The following is a 17,684-nucleotide window of genomic DNA, read 5'->3' on the forward strand; positions in this document are numbered from 1 at the left end:
AAGGCTTTGAAAGGTTGTCGGCGGTGACAGCTTTTTATTGAAGTTTTTTTTCAATAATCAGCACGGCGTCGCAAAACGGCGCTTGCTTCAGCCCGCGAGCATCGGATAGGTGAACAGACCGAAATGCAGCAGATTCAGGCCGAAATGCGTGGCGATGGCCGCGCCGAGTCCGCCAAAACGGTAGGCCAGACCATAGCCGACCCCGGCCAGCCCTGCCAGCAACACCCAGGTCCAGCCTGCGCCGGCGTGCACCAGACCAAACAGCAGCGAGGCCAGCAGCAGGGCGAGGTTTTCACCGTAAGGCAGGGGTTTGAGGCGCTGGCTGAGGCCGCCCTGTATATAGCCGCGAAACAGCGCTTCCTCGACCAAGGTCACCAGCAGCAGATTATTGAGCACCCACAGCCACGCCTGATCCGGCCACTTCGGCGCCCAGGCAATCACACCCAGCAACAGCGCGCCGCCGAGGGCGAGAACCGCGCTCAGCGTCAGGGCGAGGGCGGTGGCGTAGACGCTCAGGCGCAACGAACGGCGCCCGACAATCCACGGGCACACCAGCAGCAGCCAGAAACCAATCAGCGGTTTATCCAGATTCAGGTACATCGAGAACGGCACGGCGTTGTCGGTGAAGCGCTGCGGATCGATAGCCCGACCGTTGGCGAAACCCGGTAACCAGTGCAGCGCCAACGCCACGGCCAACACGATGAACAGCCCATGACCAAGAAAACGCGCGACTGGCACCTGTTGCTGGCGCACGGCAAAACCGGCGAACACCAGCAGCCCCACGGAAATCAAAGCGAGCCAGCCGAGGTGGCCGTAGCTCAGCGCCCATCCATAACCGAGGCTGAGAAGCGCCAGATAGAGCCATGGCAAAGCCTTCATCGAAAGTCCCTGTGCAAATTTGTGGAAGGGCTTTCTACACGGGTGAAGGCGTGGGGACAAGTGAAGGTGTGGCGGCAAATCGGGGTAGTGGACAAACCTGTGGTCAACACAGATACCTGTGGGAGCTGGCTTGCCAGCGATGAGGCCTGTACATCCGACATCTTCATCGACTGATCCACCGCTATCGCTGGCAAGCCAGCTCCCACAGGGTGTTGTATTTGCCTGAGGAATCAGTGCAAGTTGAGTTTCGCTGCCGCACGCTCGGTGATTTCCGTGCGCAGCTTCAGCGATGGCGCTGCACGCAAACGGGCTTCAGCGACAACCGCTCCCGGCGCAGTCTCCGGGCTGCCGGAATTGAACGGCGGCGCCGGCGCGTATTCCAATTGCAACTGGATCAGTTGCGCCGTATCGGCACCCACCAACTCTTCCGCCAGCACCAAGGCAAAATCAATCCCCGCTGTTATCCCGCCACCGGTAAACAGATTGCCGTCACGCACCACCCGATCCTTTACCGCAATCGCCCCCAGCGTCGGCAGCAAATCGTGATAGGCCCAATGCGTGGTTGCGCGCTTGCCTTGCAGCAAGCCCGCCGCGCCGAGCACCAGCGAGCCGGTGCACACCGATGTCACGTACTTCGCCTGCGCAGCCTGACGCTTGATGAAGGCCAGCGTTACCTCGTCTTCCATCAACGCGCCGACGCCACCGCCACCGGGGATGCAGATCACATCCAGACACGGGCAATCCTCGAACGTGGTGGTCGGTTTCAGCAGCAGCCCGGTGCTGGCGGTGACCGGCATCAGATCCTTCCAGATCAGATGCACCTGTACGTCCGGCAACGAGGCAAGCACGTCATAAGGGCCGGTCAGGTCGAGTTGCTGAACCTGCGGAAACAACAGAAAACCGATCTGCAACGTCATCGTTCTTGCTCCATGAAAAGGGGTGGACGGGTTCACTGTAGGCGCGTAGGTTCTGGCGCATACGCCAATCACCCCACGAATTACGCCAAATGCCCAAAGCCATCCACGTACTCGCGTTCGCCAACATGCAGATCCTCGACGTCACCGGGCCCTTGCAGGTGTTTGCCTCGGCCAATGACCTCGCCCGTCAGCGCGGCTTGCCGATGCCTTACGCGCCGAGCGTGATCGCCTGCGGCGGCGGGGCGGTGATGTCGTCGGCGGGTTTGGCGGTGTTGGCCGAGCCGTTGCCCGAAGCGCCCAGCGACACCTTGATCATCGCCGGTGGCTGGGGCATTTATCCGGCGGCTGAAGATGTGTTGTTGGTGGATTGGGTGCGCGAACACGCCGCCAAATGTCGACGGGTAGCCTCGGTCTGCACCGGCGCGTTTCTGTTGGCCGCGAGTGGCTGGCTCGACGGCCGCCGCGTGGTCACCCACTGGACCCGCTGCGAACAACTGGCGCAGCAACATCCGAATTTGCACGTCGAGGCCAATCCGATTTTCATTAATGACGGCCCGGTGTGGACGTCGGCGGGTGTCACCGCCGGCATCGATCTGGCGTTGGCGATGGTTGAAGAAGATCTGGGCAGCGACATCGCCCTGGACGTCGCCCGGCATCTTGTGGTGTTTCTCAAACGTCCGGGCGGACAGTCGCAGTTCAGCGTGACCCTGTCGTTGCAAAATCAGGGCAATCGCTTTGATGAGTTGCACGCGTGGATCGCCGAAAATCTTACCTGCGACCTCGGCATTCCGACCCTCGCCGAGCAGGCGGGCATGAGCGAACGCAGTTTCGTCCGCCACTACCGAGCCGACACGGGGCAGACCCCGGCGCGAGCGATCGAACTGATCCGCGTCGAGACGGCGCGGCGCCTGCTCAGCGACACTGGCCTGCCAGTCAAACGCATCGCGGCCAATTGCGGGTTTGGTAGCGAAGAAACGCTACGGCGCAGTTTCCTGCGCGCCATCGGGGTGACGCCGCAGGCGTATCGGGAGCGGTTTTCGGTCACTGTGGCAGCAGATTAGACCGCGAGGGGAGGCGAGTCGGAAAAGCGTCATGCCGTTACGGCATGACGCTTGCTCTGCGGAAACAGGGCGTTCAGTACTTGGCGGTAATGCGAAATCAAACAGGGTCCTTCGAGGCGTCGGACTTGGTTTGCGAGTTTTGCCCAATCAGGTTTTTCAGCTCCTGCATGTCTTCCACTACAGCGATGCCCCATACGGCAGTTTCGGCCATAACGATCTCATGAGCACGGTCGACGAATGTTTGCAGAAGTGCCTCGACTTCCTTCAGTTGGTGTGGCTGAAGTTGTTCTTGAGGGTTATTGGCTAGCCACAACGACCACTGCACTTGGAAGTTGGTCATCAGGTGCTTTAGTTCCAGGCGCGCGATCACATAGCGAATATGGCCTCGGGTGTAGCCAAAAGAGCGATCTGCCAACATTGCCGCACCTGCGATTGCGAGGGCGGGATAGCCCCACCCAACCAGGCCTTTGAAGCAGTCATTGATTCCGCCTAACAAAGGGGCAAGCACACCGATTGTGCCGAACACGATGGCAGTCCAACGCGTTATGGTTGCTCTTGAACTATGTCTTTTACCTACTCTGGCGTAATAGTCGACATTGTTATGAATGAGCGTGTTCATTTCTTCGACGATGCGTTTGAGAGAAGCTTTGTCTTGTTTCGCTCCGTGGATCGATTTAAGCGCGTCAAGGAATGCCTTGAAGGGCTCTGGTTTCTGCTGATCGTTTTCTGGCGCTGGCATTTATAGTCCTTACTGTCCCTGTTGATCGTTTTTGTACGCGGGTCAAACGTTGATGAGCCGGCCTATCCCCACAGCGATTCATGTTTTTGATGAAACTGCTCAAGACCGAACAGGCGAATGCGTTCCAGCCATTTCTCCGCCTGAGTGCGAGAGACATCATGCGTCTGTGCCGCTTCTCGCAGTAGTGCAAACTCGGTGCGTAATGTGGTTGGCATGATGCCGGGATCATCGGTGTTGATGCAGAACTTGATGGGGCCGCGCCGCAAACCGAACAGATTGTTTTTGGCACCCTTGAGCAACGTGCTTTCGTCGGGTGGATACCATCGAAAAACGGGATGTTCGCTGTGACATTTCAAGCGGGCGATATAAACGTTCGATGTCGGGTTGGCTTCAATAACCAACCCAAGTCGGTCGTACCTGTCCAACAGCCAGTCTTGAAGTGCGTGCATGAACAAAACTTCGCTCGAAGTTTCGGTGACGGTAATCAGGTTCAAATCGGCTTCCGTCCGATAGTGGCTGTCGAATTCATGATCCGATTGGCGAATTCGAACCTTGCAAGGCACTTGTTGTTCATGATTTATGGGCGGCCAAAGCGCGTCATTCAAACCATTTCGCCGGTTCGAAAGTGCTCGCCATCGCTGCAGATAGAGTTTGACGGGGTGGGTAGAGTTTTTTTCGGCGTATTGCTCGAACTCCTGTCGGTCAGGCACGGCAATGTTGAATTTGGCGTCTTCAAAAGGGGCAATTTTGTTCCGCGTCACATAGTGATAGCAGTTGCGCCGCATCCGCCATGCGTCAAAAAGCGCTTCCATTGTCGGGTGAGATTGTTCTTTACCTCGCCAGGAAAGGTAGGGAATGAGTCGACGCAACGTTCGTTCGAGTTTCGGAACAATCTGTGCGGCCAGGTCCAGGTGGGGACTCATTTCGCAAGCGTGATGCCAGGCCCAGACTAGGTTGTCGACATGTTCATCGAGTGGCAGCACGGCTTCACCGTGCCGTTCCAGCCACATTTTCGGTTCTACGCCGATGGCAAGGGCATGGCCGAGTCGATCCCCCGAACGCATACCACAGAACACCACCGTTTCATCGATATGGCGCATTCCCGAGAGAGGGTGTGCGTAATCTTCCCCGGCATGAACACTCAGGTGCAAACCCGTCGTCGGCGCCGCTAGCAAAGGTTTGCATTGCAGCCCCTGACGCAGCCATCTGATAGCGGGCGCGAACACTTCGGTTTTTACCGCATTTTCGTCACCTGCGACGTCCAGTCCTCTAATCCATCGGGCTGGCTGCAAACGACCGGACCACAGTGATGAAGTGTTGATGAGTTCTTCACGTTCCCAGGAGGCGTTACTGGAAAGCTTACTTTCGAGCTTGCTCGCCTCCAGCCAGACATTTGAAGGATTGTCACGGCTGAGTTCGTCACGAATGAGATGAATGCAAAAGTGCCAGCGCTCAAAGGAATCGCGCATGGCCAGTTGTTTAGCCAAGGGTACTTGCCGAAGTTTCGGAGCGGCCTCAAGACCGATGGCCTTGCCCAAGTGGCTCAACCACTGAATAACCGCTTGAGGTGTAAACAGTTGATGGACAACCTTGATCTCCGCCACATCGCCATCGCCGTGAAAGATCCGTCGCGCGGCATCGGTGTACTGTTGATGCCAACCGAGATTACGACGTGCGTGATTGTTGTAGACGTCGACGAAACGGGTTAACCCCTGACCGTCCATCAATAGTTGGCGGCGCATATGAGTCAACGAGTTGAGCAGGAAGAACAGGGCCATGCGCAGTTCGCTGCTGCATTCAGGATCCTGATACCGGGTCCAGCACCAGATGACGAACCATAGCCAGGCCTTGCCGGTGTCCCCTTTGACCAGGGCACGGGCAATTTTTTGTCGTTGCCAGTGCGGGTGTAGAACATCTGCCGGTTCCATTTGTTTTTCGGCAAGCCATCGCCAGTTGATGGAAATCGGCGGCTCTATTTTCCAGCCGCTACCCAAGGTCTCCGTGCAGATTTTTCGAATAGCCTGGTTTTCAAGAGGGGTGGTGCCAATATCCATCAGCAGCCTTTGCGCCAATCGCTGCAAGGATGGAAGGACCTTGAGTGCCGGTTCGTTTGCCAACTCTTTGAGCGGGGCAGTCAATCCCGACATCAACACCAGTCCGTCGTAATGAACACCCCCCAAGTGCACATGATTTTCCGCAAAGGCTTTGCCTGTCTGCGGCCGGGGACTGAAGAACGGTTGCTGAGCCTCGACGATGCGCAACAAATCACTGCAACCCAGCCTCGGTTGTTCTCTCAAACGTTTGGCGATCCGCCAACCGGCCAGCAACGCCGGATCGATGCGCGCTGCGCAACGTACATACGCCTGCACACGGTCATCACGGTATTGGATGACGTCACCGTTTTCGAAAAACAGCTGATCGAACAAGCCATCAAGCATGTCCAGACGCCCGCTCTGTGACTCCAGAAAGATATTGCTGGGCCACAGGGTCTTGAGCGCCAGATCCATGTCATTGATTCGAAACCGGCGCGGATAGTCGGCATCGAGATCAAGCCGCAGATTGCGCAGGCAGGTCTCATGGAACGAGTCGTGCCGGGTCGGATCTCCGAGGTCCGGTGCGGACAAAAGTCGTGCGCGCAGAGTCTGCGCCAGCGATGTGCTGGAGAAGCAGGTGGCGCTGGCGAGTTCGAATAGCGTTTGGTCGAGCATCAGGCGGAACTCGCGCCAGAATTATTTCGGACGAGAGTGTAATGGTTATGCATGACTTGAAGATGGCGCTCAGGGGTGCCGCTAATAACTTTCGCGCCGTTTATTATTCTGTGGAACTCTAGAGCCTGTGCTTTTTCACAGCGTGCAAGAACAGCGTTTAAAAAATTAAGCATCGCGGTATTGTCGAGTGTTTTTATCGTTTTGACGTTTAGAGTTATGCCTTGTTCTTTGGCCGTGACGTTGATGGTCTGTCTCAGTCTTGTTGATGCGGGTTCCACCGTCGGGGAATTGGCGGTTTTGTTATTAGTATTGTTGTTTTTTGGTTTGTATTTGTCGTTGTTGAGTAGCTCGAGTAGTAGTTTTCGCAGTGGGTGTGACTCCAGTGCGTAAGTATATGATCCGGTTTTGAAGTTGTGATGCTGTCCTCGTTCACTGATTTTTTGCAGGAAAGGCAATATATTTTGTCGGTAATGCATGTTTTGTTCGAAGTTGTGGCTGGAGCTCGACATGTTGATGTAGGCAATGATTCTCGGTAGTCCAAAGGTTTCACCTTTTTCAAAGCTGCCAAAAGCAGACCACACGGAATTAAACATCCGCATGCCCGAGTCGATGATCTCCAATAGGGAATAGTTGGCCGGCTTCTTGGTAGGCGTAGAAATGCTTATTTGATTGAACGCTTTAGTCATGACGTTATAAATCAACCAACTGTGCGGAACTTGAATGTTGTTCTGTCGGCGCCAGTTGTTTATTTCAGCGGTGAAGGCGGATATCGTATCCTTGGATTTCTGATCGCCCTTAAGTGCCTCTTCTGTGCTTACTTCCTCTTTGGACTCATCTTCAGACGCTTCGAAGGCTTCCGAGAGGTTCAGTGTCTTGGTATGGGCCAGCGACGCCATAGAGTGGAATGGAGGGCGGTTAATGATGTCGACGATTTCGACTTCTGAAATATCTCGAACCAGGCTGGCGACCACAAGTTCAAAAATGCGGCCGTGAAATACAAGATTTGCACGCTGGTTAGGCGAAAAGAAGCTCCAGTGCACTAACAGTTGTCGTGCAAACTCGGCTTTGCCGTGCAGAGGCTCAGGGGTAAGTGCGTTCAAGGACCAACTTGAGGATGGTTTTACTGGAATTCTTTGACCTTTTTCTGGCACTGGGAAAGGCAAAATCGTTGACTCCGGAATTCGCTCCATCCAGGCTTGTGGAACTACCGACTTATAGTCTTCGGACCACGATTGTTTGACACCGGTGATGCTTTCAAAGTTTTCGTATTTTTTAACGTTCTGTTCCAAAGGTTGGAACATGTCATAGGCCAATACAGACGCCTTTTTGCTTTCGTTATTTGCGGTTAGCCATTTTTCATTGGTGAAAGCAGTGAAGTAAGCAGCCCCACCTTTGCGGTGATACTGGAAATAATCCGAAATGACCTTGAACCATTCCTGAATATAGGGGAGGAAGTCACTCTTGAGTGTGTTGGGTAGGTCAGCAGTACTTGCCCCCAAGGCCCGATAGGCGCGCTCTTTACCCGTTCTCGCGTCGCGTCGATGGGGTTCGCTGCTGAAGGTGGCCTTGTTGAAGGCCTCTTCAAAGTCTTGCACAGCCATGGCAACGTCCAAGGGCATGAAAAGCAGACGCTTGAGCATGGTCGGAAGTATCTGAAGCGACGTGGTATTCAGGTCGAGGTTCAGGTGCTCTTGGAGTGTCGGAATTAGATGCTTGCATCCATTAATGAACTGAGTCATTTCCCGTACAGTCTGCAATGGAAGTTCCAGGCGACTGTTTTCTTCTCCGTTCACACGCTCGTTTAACAGGGCGTTGAGCCAATGTTGGAGGGTGGCGAGCGGGAACAGCTTGGAATTATTGTTTGTCAGTATGATTTTCTGGTTTTGTAGGTAGCTGGTCAGCGCGGGTAATTTAATCCTGCGAGGCAATGGAAGAATTTTACGTTGATATTCTTCTGCCAGATCCTTTGCTCTGGTTTCGGCGTTTTTTTCTATGGCCGATTTTTTATGCGTCAGCCTTCCGTGAAATTCTCGCCAGATAACTTCGTCATACAGGCTTAGATCGCCGCTGATCAGGGGCACGACAAAAGGTGATGTGAGGTACTTGCGAACGACTTCTATGTTTTCAAACGCTAGTTGCAGGGAGGTGTCGACATCATCAATAGGTAGAACAACAAGCCTTCTTCCTGTCAGCGTCAACGTCTTTTTCAGCAGGATGTGAACATGTTCTGCGAGAGACTGGTTTCCCATGAATGCTCGAAGTTTATCCAAGCCATATTGCTCTTTCTGTTTCTGGATACCCTCCAGTGCTGCGCCCAATTTATGCAGCTGCTCGTAAAAGGCTTCGGCTTCTTTCTCACGGTTTTCCAGAGCCCCGCGAACGGTCTTGTCTCGCATCAGCGCCGCCACAATCACGTTGAGCAGAAGGTCATCGCCGTTTTCCAGCAGAGTCGGATCCACTGGCTTGAGGATCAGCAGATTCTTGTTATCTTTGAGATACGTCGTGAGATTGACCAGAACTGAACTTTTGCCAGTGCCTCGACCGCCGTCGATCAGGATCGCTTCATGGCTTCGATAATCATCAAGGTCGTCAGACTGACTGTCGAGAGAGGGTGTTTTTCCCAGACTGTGGTTCAGGTGCTCGACAATTTTCTTATAGACGTCCTGCGCCAACAGGTTTTTTGGTGTCGGCTGATGAGCCTGTTCGCCTTGATCGATTGGCAGTTCGATTTCGATGCCGGGATTCTCGCCCATGTAAACCGTTCCTTGTCATGCGCATAGCGCCTGCCCGACGGTGGGAAGGCGAAGATTTGATTGAATGGATCCAAGAAGAGTAGCTATGTGCTACTACAAATGCCAGTCAAACACTTGCATGGCTATGCGTTATCAAGAGGCCTTCATTTACGTTGCAACAGATCCCAATGCCCTGAGTTTTTCCCTTCGGCGCCTCCTTGGGTATATTGTGCGCGATACCCCCAGCACCCGCCGCTCGTAAGGGCCGCTGAAGTGCTGGGCGTCTTCATCCTCTTTCGGCGCCGGGCCAATGCCATGAGCGTCACGGCCGGCCACCGAACTGATGGGGCGCAGGTAACACATGGTCGATCTGGACGCTCGGTACGGCGTATGCGCGCTGTACTCGGATTGCTGCCGACCGGACTTGCGCATGGCTAAGCCTCGGCTTCCGCCACCTGATTGAAATACTTCGTCCGATCCGGCGTAAACGTCACCCGCATCTTTGTCCGCGAACAGGTCAGCGAACGCTCTTCGCTCAAATCGATATCCAGATTCTCGCCACGCAAGCCTTGCCACTGCGCCAGATACTTCAACGAGCCATATTTCTCGGTTTTCTTCAGGCTGCGGCTCACGCCACCTTTCCAACCAAGCACGGGCAGTTCGCCGGCGAGGCATTTTTGTGCGAGGTCGGGGAAACGGGTGGCGCGCTGGCGGCCGACTTCCCAGCATTTGATCAGGCCTTGGTCGGCGGCTTCCCAGAGTTGGGTGCGGGTCAGGCCCGTGCGAAGAGGGGCGTCGATGTTGCGCTGGACGTGCTGGGACATTCTGGTTCCTTGAATTCGGGTTTTGTTGGACAGCTCCGCTGTGCCCGTTGCGGTGGATGGTAGGGGCGGATGTAACCGCTGGCAACAAGGTATTTCGGGGTGTAAGTGCAAGTTACGAGGGGAGCTTGGCGTGGCGTTTGTGAGTTTTTTGCAGGCATTGATTTACACAAAGTGTCGCCGCAGGTAACCGGTGCAGGGGGCAGCGCCGAAATTCGGCGCTGGGTGATGTGTCTGGCGTGTAGGCCGGCTTCTCACAAAAGGCGTTTAAAGTGCGATTTATCTGACAGACGCTGACGAAGAGCCGGACGAGCTCAAGGCTGCCACTCACTCTTTTCCCCGCTCAAACGTCGATCCAGAAAGCTCGCCGCGCTGATCAACGCCAGATGCGTCAGCGCTTGCGGCGTATTACCCAAATGCCGGCCATGGCTGTCGAACTCTTCGGCATACAGTCCCAACGGGTTGGCGTAACGCAGCAGTTGCTCAAACTCCAGATGCGCTTTTTCCACCTGCCCCGCACGGGCGAGGCATTCGACGTACCAGAATGAACACGCAGCGAAAGCGCCTTCGGTGCCGGCCAGACCATCGATATTGCTGTCGTCGTTGCGATAGCGATACACCATGCCGTCGCGCACCAGATGCTTTTCAATCGCCTCAAGCGTCGACAGCCAACGTGGATCCTTGGCGCTGACAAAGCGCACCAGCGGCATCAGCAACATCGAGCCATCCAGCGCCGTGCCACCCTTGTACTGCACGAAATGCCCGCGTTCCTCGTTCCAGAAGTTCTCCCAGATGTCGGCGTAAATTGCCTGCCGAGTCTGATCCCATTGCGCGAAGGGCGCCGGCAGCGAGCGTTTCGAGGCCAGTCGGATGGCCCGGTCCAGCGCCACCCAGCACATCAGCCGCGAGTGCAGAAAGTGATGTTGCTCACCGCGCATTTCCCAGATGCCTACATCCTTGGTTTGCCACGTCTCACAGACTTGATCGACCACTTCGCGCACGTGTTTCCAGCCTTGATGGGAAATCGCATCGCCGTACTTGTTGACCAGATAGACCGCGTCCATTAGCTCGCCGAAGATGTCGAGCTGGATCTGGTCGTACGCACCATTGCCGATGCGCACCGGTTTCGCGCCGCCGTGTCCGGAGAGATGGGTCAGTTCGGTTTCCGGCAATTCCTGTTGCCCGTCGATGGCGTACAAAATATTCAGCTTCATCGGTTGCCCATGGCAGTCGCTGACCCGTCCGCGCAGCCAGCCCATATAGGCGTTGGCTTCGCCGACAAAACCCAGGCGCATGAACGCGTACACCGTAAACGAGGCATCGCGGATCCACGTGTAGCGGTAATCCCAGTTGCGTTCACCGCCCGGCGTTTCCGGAAGACCGAAGGTGGCGGCAGCGAGAATCGCGCCGTGTTTGCGCGAGGTCAGCAGTTTGAGGGCGAGGGCCGAGCGGTTGACCATTTCGCGCCAGCGTCCGCGATAGATCGACTGACCGAGCCAGTCGCGCCAGTACTTCAGCGTGCGTTCCATGCACAGTTGTGCGGCACCCGCCGCGAAACGCGGATCGTCTTCGCCACCGAGCATGAATGCGGCAGTCTGATCCTGTTTCAAGGTAAATGAGGCAACCGCTGCGTCGGTTTCGATGTGCAACGGCTGATCCGAAGTCAGACGCATCGATGGCTGCCCAGCGGCACTGAAAATCACCGCTTGCTGGTCCATCCGTGCACGGGTGTCGGCGCGCGCGTAGTCATGGCGCACCGCGCAACGCACGTGGAAGGTCGCCTCACCGCTGACCACGCGGACCCGGCGCATCAGCAGCGGCAAATCGTCCTCGTTGTCCGCCACCGGCAACAGATCGGTGACTTCGACCACCGCACGCTCACTCAGCCAGCGGGTTTGCAGGACGTTGGTGTCAGGCAGGTAAATCTGCTCGCGGCGCGCATCGGGCAAGTCCGGGGCCAACTGGAAAATCCCCGCGTTGGGGGTGTCCAGCAGCGAACAGAAAATCGACGGACTGTCGAACTCCGGCCAGCAGAAAAAATCCACGCTACCGCGATCGTTGACCAGCGCTGCACTGCGCATATCGCCAATGATGCCGTGGGCATCGATCGGGCTTTGTCGTTCCAGATGATGCTCAGCCATTGCCGCGAAACTCCGGATAGAGGCTCATGCCGCCGTCGATGAACAGGGTGGTGCCGACGATATAGTCGGAGGAGTCGGAGGCGAGAAATACCACCGCGTTGGCGACGTCTTCGACATCGCCGATACGGCCGTAAGGAATCAGCTCCAGCAGCTTTTCGCCGGCAGCGCCTTGGGTGGCGTCATTGTTGATTGCGGTGCGAATCGCTCCCGGCGCGATGCCGTTGATGCGGATGCGTTGATGGCTGACTTCCTGCGCGAGGGTTTGCATCAACTGATCGACGCCGCCCTTGGACGCTGCATAGTTGACGTGCCCGGCCCAGGGAATGCGCTGGTGCACCGAACTCATGTGGATGATCTTGCCGGCGGCGCGGGACACGCCTTCGCGAACGCCCTGACGAGTGAAAATCCGCAGGGCGGCACGGGCGCAGAGGAACTGGCCGGTGAGGTTGACACCGATCACCGCGTTCCAGTCGTCCAAGGTCATGTCCACAGCGGCGGCGTCCTTTTGCATCCCGGAATTGGCGATCAGAATGTCCAGCGAGCCGAAGGCGTCGAGGGTCTGGGCGAATAATCGCTCGACCTCGTCTTCTTTCGACACATCCGCGCCGATGGCGATGGCCTGGCCACCGCCAGCGATGATCTGTCGGGCCAGTGCTTCGGCCGGTTCCGCCTGGCGGTTGTAGTTGATGACAACCGCGGCGCCGGCCGCGGCGAGGGCTTTGGCGGCGGCGTGCCCGATGCCGGAGCTGGCGCCGGTGATCAGGGCTGTTTGTCGGGCGAGGGAAATATGCATGCAGCGTCGCGCCTTGGGTCGGTGGGCTTATTTAGCTGACTGACGGGCGGCGGCGAGAGTTCATCTCGCGATCATGAAAAGATCGATAGCTTTAGACCTGATAACGCCCACTGGTGCGATGCCACTCCACGCTGCCGGCCAGCCAGCACTTGAGGCCCGTCAGATAGCATTTGAGTAACGGCGAGGCCTGCGGCAGTACGGTGCATTCTGCCGCCTCGTACAAATGCATGATTTCGTCGTGAATGGCGGCACTTTGCGCCATCGCTTGTTCAGGCGAGCATTGCTGTTCGCGGATCAACAGCAAGGGCAGGTTGAAATCACCGATCCCGGCTTGCTGCTCCTTCAGCGCCGAAAAAAGATCATTGGCAATGATCGTCGCGCTGGCAGCCAGTGTCGTGACGCGCCGCACATCGGGTGCGCTATACACATTCGCGGGCAGTTCATAGCCTCCGATGATGTCGATCAACGACAGGCACGGCAGGAAACTGTTGACCTGACGGTGGGCCAGATATTCCCAAAGTGCTGGCGTGAGACCTTCGGTGCGCCAGGTCGCTTCGGCGCTCATGGTCACGAACATGGCGATGATTTCATGGCGTACGCGTGCGACCTGTGCTGGTGTGGCGAGGGCCTCCACCCGCGCCAGATAGCCGCGCAGAGCGACCAGTACCGGATCGCTGCTCAGTGCCTGTTCAAGGCCGGGGCGGAAACGTTCGCTCAAGTACACCGGTTCCAGCGCCGCCAGCGCCACTGACAGGCGCGGGCCGACCATTTTCGGTTCGGATCCGGTTCTCTCGTCATCACAGTAGTAATCATCGACAGCGAAGAGGGCGGCAAAACATTGCGCTGCCAGTAGCAGGCGATCGGGATCATCGGTGTCGGTATGGCACAGCATGGCGAAGCGCCCGAAGCCCATGGCGCGCACTTTTGCATGGTGTCTTGGAAAAATTCCGACCTGCTCAATCCACGGCATGAGGCGATCATCCACTTCTGCCGCCAGAGAGAGGTCGACTCTAAAGGGCGCAAGTCCATACAGCGGCGGGACGGTCCAGGGCGATTTCATTGACGATTCCTTCGCGGTTGAGCGCAGGGTCATCAGAGCCCTATTGACCAAAAAAGGCACCTGTCATACCTGACAGGTCTGTGCGTTTTGCGACGGATGGTCAACGTCGATCCAGCATCCGACGGAGGTTTCCATCGGTCTGGTCAGTTGACACCGGCAGGCTCGCCGGGGCGGCTGAGTCATCTGTTTATCAAAAGGCCCTTGGACTTCACTCCTTCACATTCCACCAACAATTCCCCGCTTCCACGCCACCCGACCCTATGGCAACTTGGCGGCCCTTGATGAGGCTGCAGTCCATGGCAAATCCCTACCGCGAATTATTCAACGCCCCTGGCGCACGCAATTTTGTGCTGGCCGGGATGATTGCGCGCATGCCGATTTCCATGACCGGTATCGGCGTGATCACCATGCTCTCGCAGTTGAAAGGCGGCTATGCACTGGCCGGTGCAGTGGCGGCGACGTTTGCCTTGGCCACGGCGTTTTGCGCGCCACAGGTGTCGCGTCTGGTTGACCGTTATGGCCAGCGAAAAATTCTCCCGATATCGGCGTTGCTCGGCGGCGGGGCATTGTTGATGTTGCTGCTCTGCACCCGCTTGCAGGCACCGACCTGGACGCTGTTCATTTTCGCCGCGCTGGCCGGGTGCATGCCGAGCATGTCGGCGATGGTGCGGGCGCGCTGGACGGAAATCTATCGCGGTCAACCGCAACTACAGACCGCTTATGCGCTGGAGTCGGTGCTGGATGAAGTGTGTTTCATCGTCGGCCCACCGTTGTCGGTGGGGTTGTGCGTTGCAGTGTTCCCGGAGGCCGGGCCGTTGGCGGCTTTGTTGGCGCTCGCTATTGGTGTCACGGCGTTCGTCGCCCAGCGCAGCACCGAGCCGGCGGTGCATCCACAGGAGTCGCATCATCAGGGTTCGATCATTGCTTCGACGGACATTCAACTGCTGCTGGCGCTGATGATTGCCATGGGCATCATCGTCGGTGTGATTGATGTGGTCAGCGTCGCGTTTGCCCAGCAGCAAGGGCAGCCGGCGGCGGCGAGTATCGTCTTGTCGGTTTACGCGATCGGTTCGTGCCTGGCCGGCATCGCCTTCGGTGCGATGCGCTCGAAATTGCCATTGCCGCAGTTGTTCCTGTACGGCGGCGTGGCGACGGCGGTGACGACGTTACCGCTGTTGCTGGCGAGCAATATTCTGGGCTTGTCGCTGGCGGTGTTTATCGCCGGGCTGTTCTTCGCGCCGACGCTGATTGTCGCAATGGCGTTGATTGAGCGCATCGTGCCGCCGGCCAAGTTGACCGAGGGCCTGACTTGGCTCGTGACCGGTTTGAGTATTGGCGTGGCCATCGGTGCGGCTGGTTCAGGATGGCTGGTGGATGCCTTCGGCGCTCGTAGCGGGTTCTGGCTGGCGATTGTGGCCGGGGCGGTGGTGCTGGGCTCGGCGATACAGAGCTACCGCCATCTGAAATAGCGGGGACATTGTGGGAGTGAGCCTGCTCGCGAAAGCGGTCCGTCATTCAACACTCATAGTGAATGTGAAATAGCCTTCGCGAGCAGGCTCGCTCCCACAGGGGACGCAGTGTTACCAGCCCCGTCCCGAGTTGACCCAGAAATTCACTGACAGTGAAGTCGACACCGATTCCACCTGATGGAACCAGCCCTCTGGCAAAAACAGCAAATCCCCGGCCTCCAGCGTCACTCGCAGAAATGTCACGTCGCGGGCGGCGGGGAAGCGTTCGTAGTCCGGCGCATCCGGGTTGAAATCACAGCCATCCAGACCACCCTTGGGCGCAGTCGACCAGGTACCCAGCGCCTCACGGTGATGCGGTGCGGCGAGAGTGAATGTCTTCTGCCCCCATACCTGTGCGAACAGATTGTCGGTGTCATCGCGATGCAACGGCGTGAGCGTGCCTTTGGGGCCGATCCAGATGCGTGGCGGGATGAACAGCGACGTATCGAAGTAGGGCGGGTACTTGATTTGCTGCATCAGCTGCGCCGGCAGAATGTTGTTGCCCATATACGCTGGCGGCTCGCCATCGGCGCCTTTGACCGCCGGTTGATCCAGCGAGGCGATGAAGTCGGCCATCGATGTCGAACGAAAATCACGTTCGGTGGAGAAGGTCTTCTTCACGTAGTCGCCATGGCGGGTAATGCCTTGCAGTTCGGCGAAATGCACCAGCGATTCTTCACGGCTGAGCTTGAACAGTGGCCAGTCCTGCAGCGCATTGCTGATCACCACGGGAATGCCGTTGGGCAGATAGCGGCTTTTGAACTCGGTGACCGACAGTTCACTGCGGGCAAGGCGTTCGATGCGGCTTTGGATCGGCAGGCTGGCGGTGAGTTTTTCACTGAAGCGCGGCGGGGTCGGGTAGCGCTTGTTCATGTCGACCTTTTCCGCCACGGCGCCACCGTGCATCGCGTGTTCGATGATCTGCGGCAGCATCGTTGCCAGGCCCATGTTGCCGCCGATTTTCAGGCGCCCGCTGGCGAACAGCTCTTCGACGTTGGCCATGCCGCTCATGATCCCGAGGAAATCGCGCTCGGCGACTTCAATGGTCACGTCCGGGCTGACGTGGCGTCCGGGCACGGTGCGGCTGCTGGCCTTGACCTCGGACCAGTAGGCCTGCTGCGGACCGAACACGAATTGAAATACGCCTTCGATGCCGACAGCGCCGGCATTGGCGAACAGTTTGCCCAGGATGCTCTGCAGGTCCACGGTGATCCCTCGTTATTGGTTTTGGCCTGAACAGTTAACGAGCACCTGGCAGGGGAATTTACTGGCCGATGACTAATTTGCCCGGCGCGGGATCCGTCTATCTCTACAGATGAATTTTTCGAGGAAAGCGTGGTGACCAAGCTGACCCTGCTGTGTCTGCCGTACTCCGGCGCCAGTGCCATGGTCTACAGCCGCTGGCGGCCGAAGCTGCCGCAATGGCTGCACTTGCAACCGGTTGAGCTGCCGGGGCGTGGCGCACGTTTTGGTGAGCCGCTGCACACCGACATGCGTGGGCTGGCAATGCAGTTGGCCAAGGAATTGCGACCGACACTCAACCCCCCTTATGCGCTGTTCGGCCACAGTCTGGGCGCGTTGCTGGCCTGCGAAATGGCGCACGCCCTGCGTGCGCTGGGTTGTCCGGAGCCGGTGGCGATGTTCGCTTCCGGCACAGCGGCGCCGACCCTGCGAGCCGATTACGATCGCGGCTTCGCTGAGCCCAAGACTGACGCCGAGTTGATCGAGCAACTGCGCACGCTCAATGGCACCAGCGAGGAAGTGCTGGCCAACGAAGAGCTGATGAGTCTGACCCTGCCGATCCTGCGCGCGGATTTTCAACTGTGCGGCAAGTTCGAGCCGCTGGCGCGACCGCTGCTCAACTGCCCGGTGCATGTGCTCGGCGGCAAGGCTGACCGCGCCACCACCGAGCAATTGATCGGCTGGAGCAAGGAAACCCGCGGCAGTTTCTCGGTGGACATGCTCGCCGGCGGGCACTTCTTTATTCATGAGCATGAAGCGAAGGTATTGAAGGTGATCAAGGATCAGCTCGATGTGCATCATCGCCGCCACGCCATGGCCGCGACTGCCTGAACACTACGCGGTGCCCTCCTGTAGGAGCTGCCGCAGGCTGCGATCCTTTGATCCTGAGCTTTAAAACAGGATCAAAAGATCGCAGCCTCGTTTCACTCGTCAGCTCCTACAGGGGTTGTGTTGACGACAGATAACCTTCGTTATACCTCCCACCTGACAGTTGTTCTCATTCGCTAATTTTTCCGGTCTGCATTCGTTTTATAGGGACGACGTGCCTTTGTGCTTCCTGCCTACTGATCCGGATGCTAAGAA

The 17,684-nt window shown here is 57.3% G+C and carries 13 protein-coding genes; 3 read left to right on the plus strand and 10 right to left on the minus strand.

The genetic code is table 11. From position 1 onward, the window contains the following. Positions 1 to 87 precede the first annotated feature (87 nt). Both U6037_RS09340 and inhA read right to left on the minus strand, forming a co-directional pair. Positions 88 to 879 carry a CPBP family intramembrane glutamic endopeptidase gene (locus U6037_RS09340; RefSeq protein WP_322846517.1) on the minus strand — a complete coding sequence of 264 codons (792 nt, stop codon included), beginning with the start codon at positions 877 to 879 and terminating at the stop codon, positions 88 to 90. A gap of 230 nt (positions 880 to 1,109) precedes the next feature. Then, positions 1,110 to 1,796, minus strand: coding sequence for an isonitrile hydratase (gene inhA, locus U6037_RS09345; RefSeq protein ID WP_322846518.1), 687 nt, complete (start codon positions 1,794 to 1,796; stop codon positions 1,110 to 1,112). An 89-nt stretch (positions 1,797 to 1,885) separates the two neighbouring features. Here inhA and U6037_RS09350 point away from each other — a divergent pair, with 89 nt between their 5' ends. After that, entirely contained in the window at positions 1,886 to 2,857 is a 972-nt protein-coding gene (locus tag U6037_RS09350; RefSeq protein ID WP_322846519.1) for a GlxA family transcriptional regulator, read from the plus strand. Positions 2,858 to 2,954: 97 nt separating this feature from the next. On the opposite strand, the gene U6037_RS09355 is transcribed toward U6037_RS09350, so the two are convergent. The 7 genes from U6037_RS09355 to U6037_RS09390 all read right to left on the minus strand — a co-directional run bounded on the left by U6037_RS09355 (position 2,955) and on the right by U6037_RS09390 (position 13,851). Further along, on the minus strand, positions 2,955 to 3,596 hold the full coding sequence (locus U6037_RS09355; protein WP_322846520.1) for an SLATT domain-containing protein: 642 nt from the start codon (positions 3,594 to 3,596) through the stop codon (positions 2,955 to 2,957). Between the two features lie 62 nt (positions 3,597 to 3,658). After that, positions 3,659 to 6,304 carry an antiviral RADAR system adenosine deaminase RdrB gene (gene rdrB, locus U6037_RS09360; protein WP_322846521.1) on the minus strand — a complete coding sequence of 882 codons (2,646 nt, stop codon included), beginning with the start codon at positions 6,302 to 6,304 and terminating at the stop codon, positions 3,659 to 3,661. After that, complete coding sequence (gene rdrA / locus U6037_RS09365) at positions 6,304 to 9,057, minus strand: antiviral RADAR system adenosine triphosphatase RdrA (protein WP_322846522.1); 2,754 nt, start codon at positions 9,055 to 9,057, stop codon at positions 6,304 to 6,306. Before rdrA ends, rdrB begins: the two co-directional genes overlap by 1 nt. Positions 9,058 to 9,470: 413 nt before the next feature. After that, positions 9,471 to 9,860 (minus strand): hypothetical protein, encoded by a 390-nt coding sequence (locus tag U6037_RS09375; protein ID WP_322846523.1) that lies wholly within the window; start codon positions 9,858 to 9,860, stop codon positions 9,471 to 9,473. Between the two features lie 311 nt (positions 9,861 to 10,171). After that, on the minus strand, positions 10,172 to 11,998 hold the full coding sequence (locus U6037_RS09380) for a glycoside hydrolase family 15 protein (RefSeq protein ID WP_322846524.1): 1,827 nt from the start codon (positions 11,996 to 11,998) through the stop codon (positions 10,172 to 10,174). Continuing rightward, entirely contained in the window at positions 11,991 to 12,791 is an 801-nt protein-coding gene (locus tag U6037_RS09385) for an SDR family oxidoreductase (RefSeq protein WP_322846525.1), read from the minus strand. The genes U6037_RS09380 and U6037_RS09385 overlap by 8 nt, the downstream gene beginning before the upstream one ends. Before the next feature lie 91 nt (positions 12,792 to 12,882). After that, positions 12,883 to 13,851 carry a family 2 encapsulin nanocompartment cargo protein terpene cyclase gene (locus tag U6037_RS09390; RefSeq protein WP_322846526.1) on the minus strand — a complete coding sequence of 323 codons (969 nt, stop codon included), beginning with the start codon at positions 13,849 to 13,851 and terminating at the stop codon, positions 12,883 to 12,885. 296 nt (positions 13,852 to 14,147) lie between these two features. Between U6037_RS09390 and U6037_RS09395 the strand changes: the two genes are divergently transcribed. Then, positions 14,148 to 15,320: an MFS transporter gene (locus U6037_RS09395; protein WP_322846527.1), complete on the plus strand. Its 1,173-nt coding sequence runs from the start codon at positions 14,148 to 14,150 to the stop codon at positions 15,318 to 15,320. A 111-nt stretch (positions 15,321 to 15,431) separates the two neighbouring features. Here U6037_RS09395 and U6037_RS09400 read toward each other — a convergent pair whose 3' ends face one another. After that, positions 15,432 to 16,565: a cupin-like domain-containing protein gene (locus tag U6037_RS09400; protein ID WP_322846528.1), complete on the minus strand. Its 1,134-nt coding sequence runs from the start codon at positions 16,563 to 16,565 to the stop codon at positions 15,432 to 15,434. A 129-nt stretch (positions 16,566 to 16,694) separates the two neighbouring features. On the opposite strand from U6037_RS09400, the gene U6037_RS09405 reads away from it, so the two are divergent. Further along, entirely contained in the window at positions 16,695 to 17,432 is a 738-nt protein-coding gene (locus tag U6037_RS09405) for a thioesterase II family protein (protein ID WP_322846529.1), read from the plus strand. Positions 17,433 to 17,684 lie beyond the last annotated feature (252 nt).

Origin of the sequence: Pseudomonas sp. B33.4 (assembly GCF_034555375.1) — a bacterium.
Lineage (GTDB): Bacteria > Pseudomonadota > Gammaproteobacteria > Pseudomonadales > Pseudomonadaceae > Aquipseudomonas.